6 protein-coding genes are annotated in these 7,108 nt (G+C 54.5%); all 6 read right to left on the bottom strand.

What is annotated here, in order from left to right; translation table 11 throughout:
* The coding region (locus L692_RS0125090; protein WP_025702658.1) for an SDR family oxidoreductase at positions 1 to 725 on the bottom strand (725 nt) is incomplete at its 3' end.
* 304 nt (positions 726 to 1,029) lie between these two features.
* Positions 1,030 to 1,896, bottom strand: a complete 867-nt coding sequence (locus tag L692_RS0125080; RefSeq protein ID WP_025702657.1) for a transglutaminase family protein — start codon at positions 1,894 to 1,896, stop codon at positions 1,030 to 1,032.
* Positions 1,893 to 2,846 carry an alpha-E domain-containing protein gene (locus tag L692_RS0125075; protein ID WP_025702656.1) on the bottom strand — a complete coding sequence of 318 codons (954 nt, stop codon included), beginning with the start codon at positions 2,844 to 2,846 and terminating at the stop codon, positions 1,893 to 1,895. Before L692_RS0125075 ends, L692_RS0125080 begins: the two co-directional genes overlap by 4 nt.
* Before the next feature lie 55 nt (positions 2,847 to 2,901).
* Positions 2,902 to 4,365, bottom strand: coding sequence for a circularly permuted type 2 ATP-grasp protein (locus L692_RS0125070; protein ID WP_025702655.1), 1,464 nt, complete (start codon positions 4,363 to 4,365; stop codon positions 2,902 to 2,904).
* A gap of 350 nt (positions 4,366 to 4,715) precedes the next feature.
* Positions 4,716 to 5,717, bottom strand: coding sequence for a signal recognition particle-docking protein FtsY (gene ftsY / locus L692_RS0125065; protein ID WP_025702654.1), 1,002 nt, complete (start codon positions 5,715 to 5,717; stop codon positions 4,716 to 4,718).
* A gap of 39 nt (positions 5,718 to 5,756) precedes the next feature.
* A partial coding sequence (locus L692_RS0125060) for a coiled-coil domain-containing protein (protein WP_025702653.1) occupies positions 5,757 to 7,108 on the bottom strand: 1,352 nt, incomplete at its 5' end.

The following is a 7,108-nucleotide window of genomic DNA, read 5'->3' as shown; positions in this document are numbered from 1 at the left end:
AGCCTGGCGACATCTTCCGGCTTGCCCGGTCCATCAGCCAGGGGCTGCTGTCCTTCCGGGAACTCCATCGGGATAATGATCGATTCCAGTTCCTCGTTCGGCTCGGTGCTTTCATCAATATTGGTGGCAATGGCTCCCGGAGAAATGACGTTGACCCGGACTTTAAACTTCGCCAGCTCCAGCGCCGCCATTTTAGCAAAAGCCACCTGCCCGGCCTTGGTCGTGCTGTACGGCGAAAAGCCGAAGCTCGCGAACCGCCGGTTGCCGTTGATCGAGCTGGTGATGATAATGCTGCCCTTCCCTTGTTTCTTCATGTGCGGAATTGTATATTTCAATGAGAGAAAGGTCCCGGTAAGGTTCACCGACAGCGTGCGCTGCCAGTCCTCAATGCTCAATTCTTCAATCGGACCGATGGAGCCGTTAATTCCGGCATTGGCGAATACGATATCCAGCCCGCCGAAGCGCTCCACCGTTCTCCGGACGGCTTCTTCCATGCGCTCCGGGCTTGAGGTATCCACATCAACGGCCAGCGCGCAGCCTTCCCGCAGCCGGTTCAGCTTCCGTTCCAGGGCGGAGGTACGGTCATTCACCAGATCAAACAAGGCGACGTTCGCGCCTTCACGGGCCATCTGGATGGCTGTTGCTCTGCCGATTCCCGAGCCTGCTCCGGTAATAATGGCTGTTCTTCCGGCAAACCGCCGGGTTGTTCCAGTATCAGGGCTCATATAGGCTCTCCTTCCGTTTTCAGGTGAATAGTGCTCTGTCTCAAGATTACCCAAAGGTTCTCTCTTTTTAACCCTTTCCGGCAAAAAAAGCTTCCTGCGCGAACCTGTACCCAACTACTGACCCCACTATTTTCTCCAAAAACGAAGTTCTGAAACCCTTTTCTTCGCCAGAAAATTTCCTTCTCCTTTCGCCAGAACCGATGTCTTCGCACAAAAAAACAGCCGCCTTTCGGCTATAAACCGAAAGCGGCCTGAAATGACTGAAAATACGCAAATTACAGCAATCTATGCGGCTTTATCCCTATTACTTGTCCAGCAATTGTACGTCCACCGTTACTTCGAGTTGGCCCTGAATTCCGCGGTATACGCCCTTGACCGGAACAATATCTTTGTAATCGCGCCCGTGGCCCAGCTTGACGTAACGCCAGCCTACCTCCACATTGTTGGTCGGGTCAAAGCCCAGCCAGCCGGTACCCGGGATATGCGTCTCGACCCAGGCATGGGAAGCCTGCTCGAAATCGGCGTTGCCGCCCTGGAGATCGCTCACATAATGATAGCCGCTCACATATCTTGAAGGAAGTCCTACGCTGCGGCAGACCGCGATCATCAAGTGGGCATAGTCCTGACAGACGCCCCGTTTGAGCTTCAGCGCTTTTTTAACGGTCGTGTTGACGCTGGTCGCCTCGGGATCATAAGTAAACTGCTCATAAATCGTGGAGGAGAGCTTCTTGGTCCATTCATACAAATCCTCCGCTTCGCTAAAAGGATGCTGGGAGGCAAATTCCATCAGCTCCGGCGTAACCTCCGTGTAACGCGTGGGCAGAATGTACTCGGTGTACCGGTTCTGAAACTCCTCTTCCTTCATCCGCTTGATCTGCTCCTCCAGCGGTAGCCTCGGCAAATCGGCGTTCTGGGACTTGTCCAGCGTTACAACTGTGGCGCGGGTATGGATGACCATCTCCGTATGCGGTTTGTTGACCGAATAAGCATGAACCCGGTTTCCGAAGAAATCTTCGTAAGTAAGCAGGTTGGCGGGAGGAAATATTTCCACCTCATGGTGATAACAGGATTGCCTGTAATTGGTCCGCGGCGTCAGCCGGATTTCATTGACACTGTCCGTCACAGGCTCCGCGTAAGTATACCGGGTCGTATGATTGATTTGAATTTTCATATCCTGATCCCTTCTTGACGAAAAAAGGCCGATTCCATCGTTCTTCCCAGTCGCAGGCAGGAAGATTTCAGTGACTCCAGCACCTGATCGACCAGTTCTCCGGCCATGTCTTCCTTCTCCATATAATCCAGCTCGGCTCGAATCTTCCCGGCCTGGCGGATCACCCGCTCATAGCCTTCGCCTCCATCCGAGAAATCAATCTCGATATTCGACAGATGATATTCGAGCTCATGGGAAGCGAACCGGACCGAGCGCGGAAATGAGGCATTCGTAATCAGAAACTCCAGAATGCATTCCGGGGATACCGCATCGGCGAAATATCTGCGGAACGCCTGATATCCGCTTACCGATTTCAATACCGCCTGAAGCTGTGTATATATGGAGGTATCATCCTTGCCCCGGCAGGACAAGGTTACCGATTGCAGAATACGCACCGTGTTCTCCGCTCTCTCAAGGAATCGTCCGCTCTCAATGAACCGCCACTCATTACCCCGGAGCATGATGGACTGTTCGGCGCCGAGGAACGTGGCTGTCCGTTCCTTGATCTGCTGGTAGAACTGATGCGGGCTCTTCATAATGTCCGCAACGGACCGGTCGCCCAGCCACAGGTTGAAGCTGTTGGCAATATCCCATAGCTCGCTCGGGAGCTGCTGGCGCAGGGTGCGCAGGTTATTGCGAGCCTGATGCACACAAGAGAATATGGAATTCGCATTGCCGAGATCGAGCGTGATAAAGGACAAGACATCCTGCTCTGTAAAGCTTTCAAATTGCTGCAAATATTCACTTCGGGCGCCGATCGCGTCGATCAGCCTGGACCATTTATGGCCTTCTTCCCTGAAGTCATCTTCCTGCTGAATATGATAATGAACATCGATCAGTCTTGCATGATTCTCCGCTCTTTCCATATAACGCCCAATCCAAAACAAAGCTTCCGCATTTCGATTAAGCATCTACCGTCACTCCTCGTCCTGTTTTGTTGCGCTCTCTTCTATTCAATTCTGTTCTCTAGGACATTACCCATGTATCCTTGACGCCGCCGCCTTGAGAGGAATTCACCACCAGGGAGCCCTCTCTCATCGCCACTCGCGTCAGTCCTCCCGGAATGACATGCGGCTTGCGGTCCGCGCCCATCAGCACGAAAGCTCGCAGATCGATATGCCGCGGACTCATTACACCTTCGGACAGAACAGGCGCTCTTGACAGGGACATGATCGGCTGGGCGATATACCGGTCCGGATCGGCAAGAATTTTAAGCCGGAAATCATCCTGCTCCGCCTTGCTTGCTTCGCTTCCGATCAGCATGCCGTATCCGCCGGACAACGAGGTTTCCTTGACGACCATCTCGGACAGATTGTTCAGCACATGCTGCCGTTCATCCGGCCTCGATAGCAGATAGGTTGGAACGTTATTTAGAATCGGTTCCTCTTTCAGATAGTAGCGGATCATATCGGGCACATAGACATACATGGCCTTGTCGTCGGCGACGCCGGTACCCGGCGCGTTGGCGATGGCCACATTGCCTGCTCTGTATGCGTTCATCAGCCCTGGAACACCCAGCAGCGAGTTGGGATCAAAGGCAAGCGGATCAATATAGTCATCATCCAGGCGGCGGTACAGCACGTCCACCCGTTTAAGTCCATTCATATCCCGTAGATACAATTTATGGTCCTTTATAACCAAATCGCGTCCTTCCACAAGATGAATACCCATCTGCTGGGCCAGGAAGGCATGCTCATAATAAGCGGAGTTGTACTGCCCCGGGGTAAGCAGAGCGATAACCGGATCAGGCGTACGCGAAGGTGACAGGCTGCGAAGAACAGACAAGAAGCGGTTGATGCTGCGCTCCACATCCCGGATAGAGCTGGAGAAGGAAAGCTCGGGGAACAGCTGGTTCATCAGCGATCTTCCTTTAAATAGGTAGGAAAAACCGGATGGCGTGCGCAGATTGTCCTCCAGAACGTAATAGTTTCCGTCGTGATGGCGAATCAGATCGATTCCCGAAGTGGTGATATAAGCCCCGCCGGGAACGCGAAGTCCTGACATTTCCGGCCGGAAATAGCAGTTGGAGATGACCATTTTGCGGGGAACGATTCCATCCTTGATAATATATTGCTCATGGTAAATATCATGAACGAACAGGTTAAGCGCCGTGACGCGCTGAATAATTCCCGCCTCAAGCTTCTCCCACTCATCCTTCGCAATAATCCGCGGAATCATATCAAAGGGGATGGTCCGCTCCATCGGCTGGTCTTGAGCGGGATTGTACAGTGTGAAGGTAATGCCCTCCTCCATCATGCGCCGCTGCATCAAATGCTGTTTGGTCTGCAGCTCTTCGGGACTCATTCCGGCAAACATGCGGTTGACATGCTTATAATGAGGGCGGACGCTGCGCTCGCCAGCAAACATTTCATCATAAAAATGATGCAGCGGATACGGAGACAGACCGGGCAGTGGATCAAGTTTAGACATGAGCCCGACTCCTTTCAGTAATGTAGTGTTGGCAATAAATCATACTTTTTATTAAGACCGAATTTATAAAAATATTCAATCACATTTTCATAATACGTAAACTCGATTCATCATGTCAATATATATAACAAGGCTTTTGATAAGCGCTAATTCCGTCGGTCGGATGAAACCGCACTCTTTTTCCGGGCAGGAGATTCCGAGGGGTGGATTATAGACATATGGGTGGTAACCGTGATTGGCTGCTCTTCTATTATGAATTTTTCATATGATGAATTTTTATTTTCGCCAAAGCTAAAGAGCGCCGGCATCTGCCGGCGCTGCTGGTATAGCTGTATTTTAGCGCGAAAGGCTTAATCTTCCGGCTTCTCTTCCTCGTTATCCTCGATAATCAAACCGGCGAACAGCGCGTGAACGAACTGCTCGGAATCGAACGGCTGAAGATCCTCCATTTTCTCGCCGAGTCCGACCAGCTTCACCGGAATGTTCAGCTCCTGGCGGATCGCCACAACGATGCCGCCTTTGGCCGTCCCGTCCAGCTTGGTGAGGACCAGCCCCGTCACGCCGCTCTTCTCGCCGAACAGCTTGGCCTGGGCCAGCGCGTTCTGCCCGGTCGTCGCGTCAAGCACCATCAGCACTTCATGCGGAGCTCCCGGGATTTCGCGCTGAATGACACGGAATATTTTGTTCAGCTCTTCCATCAGGTTGCTCTTGTTCTGCAGCCGTCCCGCCGTGTCGCAGATCAGCACATCAACGCTGCGCTGCTTGGCGGCCTGAACCGCGTCGAACATCACCGCAGCGGGATCGGAGCCCGCGCTCTGCTTGATCACATCCACGCCGGCCCGCTGTCCCCATACCTCAAGCTGCTCAATGGCCCCCGCGCGGAACGTATCGCCTGCGGCGAGCAGAACTTTTTTACCATCCTGCTTGTAGCGGTGCGCCAGCTTGCCGATCGTTGTCGTCTTGCCGACGCCGTTGACGCCGACGAACAGAATGACCGTAATGCCGTCCGGATTCTCCTTCAGACGGTTGTCATCGTCACTGCGCAGCAGCTCCATCAGCTTGCGGGAGAGTATCGGCTGCAGCTCTGCCGCATCCTCGATGCGCTGCTTCTTCACCTCGGCGCGTAGCTCGTCAACCAGCGTCATGACCGTGTTCACGCCGACGTCGGCGCCGATCAGGATTTCCTCCAGCTCCTCGTAGAACTCCTCGTCGATTTTTTTGCGGCGGATAATCAGGTCGGATACCTTCTGGGCGAAGCCTTTGCGCGTCTTCTCCAGCCCTTCCCGGAACTGCTTCGTCACGCTCTCTGTCTTGCCGGCAATACTTTCTTTCAATTTCTTGAAAAAGCTCACTCTTGTTCCTCCGTTCAGTTATTAATGGCAATCGCCGGGTCAGGCGATCTCCGCTTCTTCATCTTCCAGACGCACGGAGACGAGCTTGGAGACCCCGCCTTCTTCCATCGTCACACCGTAGAGCACATCCGCTTCTTCCATCGTCCCCTTGCGGTGTGTCACCACGATGAATTGAGTCTGCTCCGAGAATTCGCGAAGATACTGGGCGAACCGGACCACATTCGCTTCGTCCAGCGCCGCCTCGACCTCATCCAGCACGCAGAATGGAACCGGCTTGACCTGCAGGATAGCGAACAGCAGCGCCATCGCGGTCAGCGCGCGTTCTCCCCCGGACAACAGCTGCAAATTCTGCAGCTTCTTCCCCGGAGGCTGGGCGACGATATCGATGCCTGTGTCCAGCAGATTGTCCGGGCTTAGCAGCATCAGATCGGCCCGGCCCCCGCCGAACAGCTTGGTGAAGACGGTGGCGAACTCCTTGCGTATGGCATCGAACGTCTGCTTGAACCGCTTGGACATCTCCTCTTCCATTTCGCGGATGACCTGATACAGCGTAGTCTTCGCTTCAACAAGATCGTCCTTCTGCTCGCTGAGGAAGGTATAGCGTTCATGGATACGCTGGTATTCCTCCACGGCACCCAGATTCACCTCGCCGAGCGCAGAGATGCTCCGTCTGAGTTTCTGTACCTCAGCCTGCGCCGCAGGGACGTCCTCCGGAACCGGGTACCGCTGCTTCGCCAGCTCGTAGCTCAGCTCGTAATCGTCGCTCAGCTTGCGCAAAATGTTGTCAAGCTCCACGTCCAGCCTGCCGACGGAAACCTCCGTCGCCCGCAGCCGGTCATCCACCGCTTTCAGCGCCTCTCGCTGCTCCTTCGTCTCGCTTTCCTCAAGCTCAAGCTTCCGCGTCAGCGACGTGCGCTCCGCGCGCGCGTAATCCAGCTTCTCGGCCGCTTCTTCCTTCTTCAGACGGTAGGTGTTCAAGTCTTCCTGCTGCTTGGAGGCTTCTGCGGTATTGACCGTCAAATCCTGCTCAATCGTCGCCAGGAGACCCCGGTTCTGACGCAGTTCCTTGTCCTGCGAACCCACGTCGGCCTTCAGTCTCCGCAGCTGCTCCTCTTGCGAAAATATCTCCTGGTCCAGCTTGCCTTCTGCAACCTTCATGCCCGTCAGCTTGCCCTGAAGCTCCTCCCGTTCGGATTCGCTCGCCTTGCGCCGCGATTCCGCATGACGGATCGCTTCATGGGCGGCCTGCTCCTCTACTTCCAGACGGGTCAGGTCGGCTGCCGCCTGCGCCCTGGACTGCTCCAGTTGCTTCGCTTCGCCCTCGAACCCGCTCCGCTCGGCTCCCGCGCTCTCCACCTGCTCCTGCACATGGCGAAGCTCCTGTTCCAGCT

This window comes from Paenibacillus forsythiae T98 (assembly GCF_000520735.1).
Taxonomy (GTDB): domain Bacteria; phylum Bacillota; class Bacilli; order Paenibacillales; family Paenibacillaceae; genus Paenibacillus_AQ; species Paenibacillus_AQ forsythiae.
The sequence above is the reverse complement of the archived record's forward strand: the minus strand, read 5'-3'. Positions and strand labels throughout refer to the sequence as shown.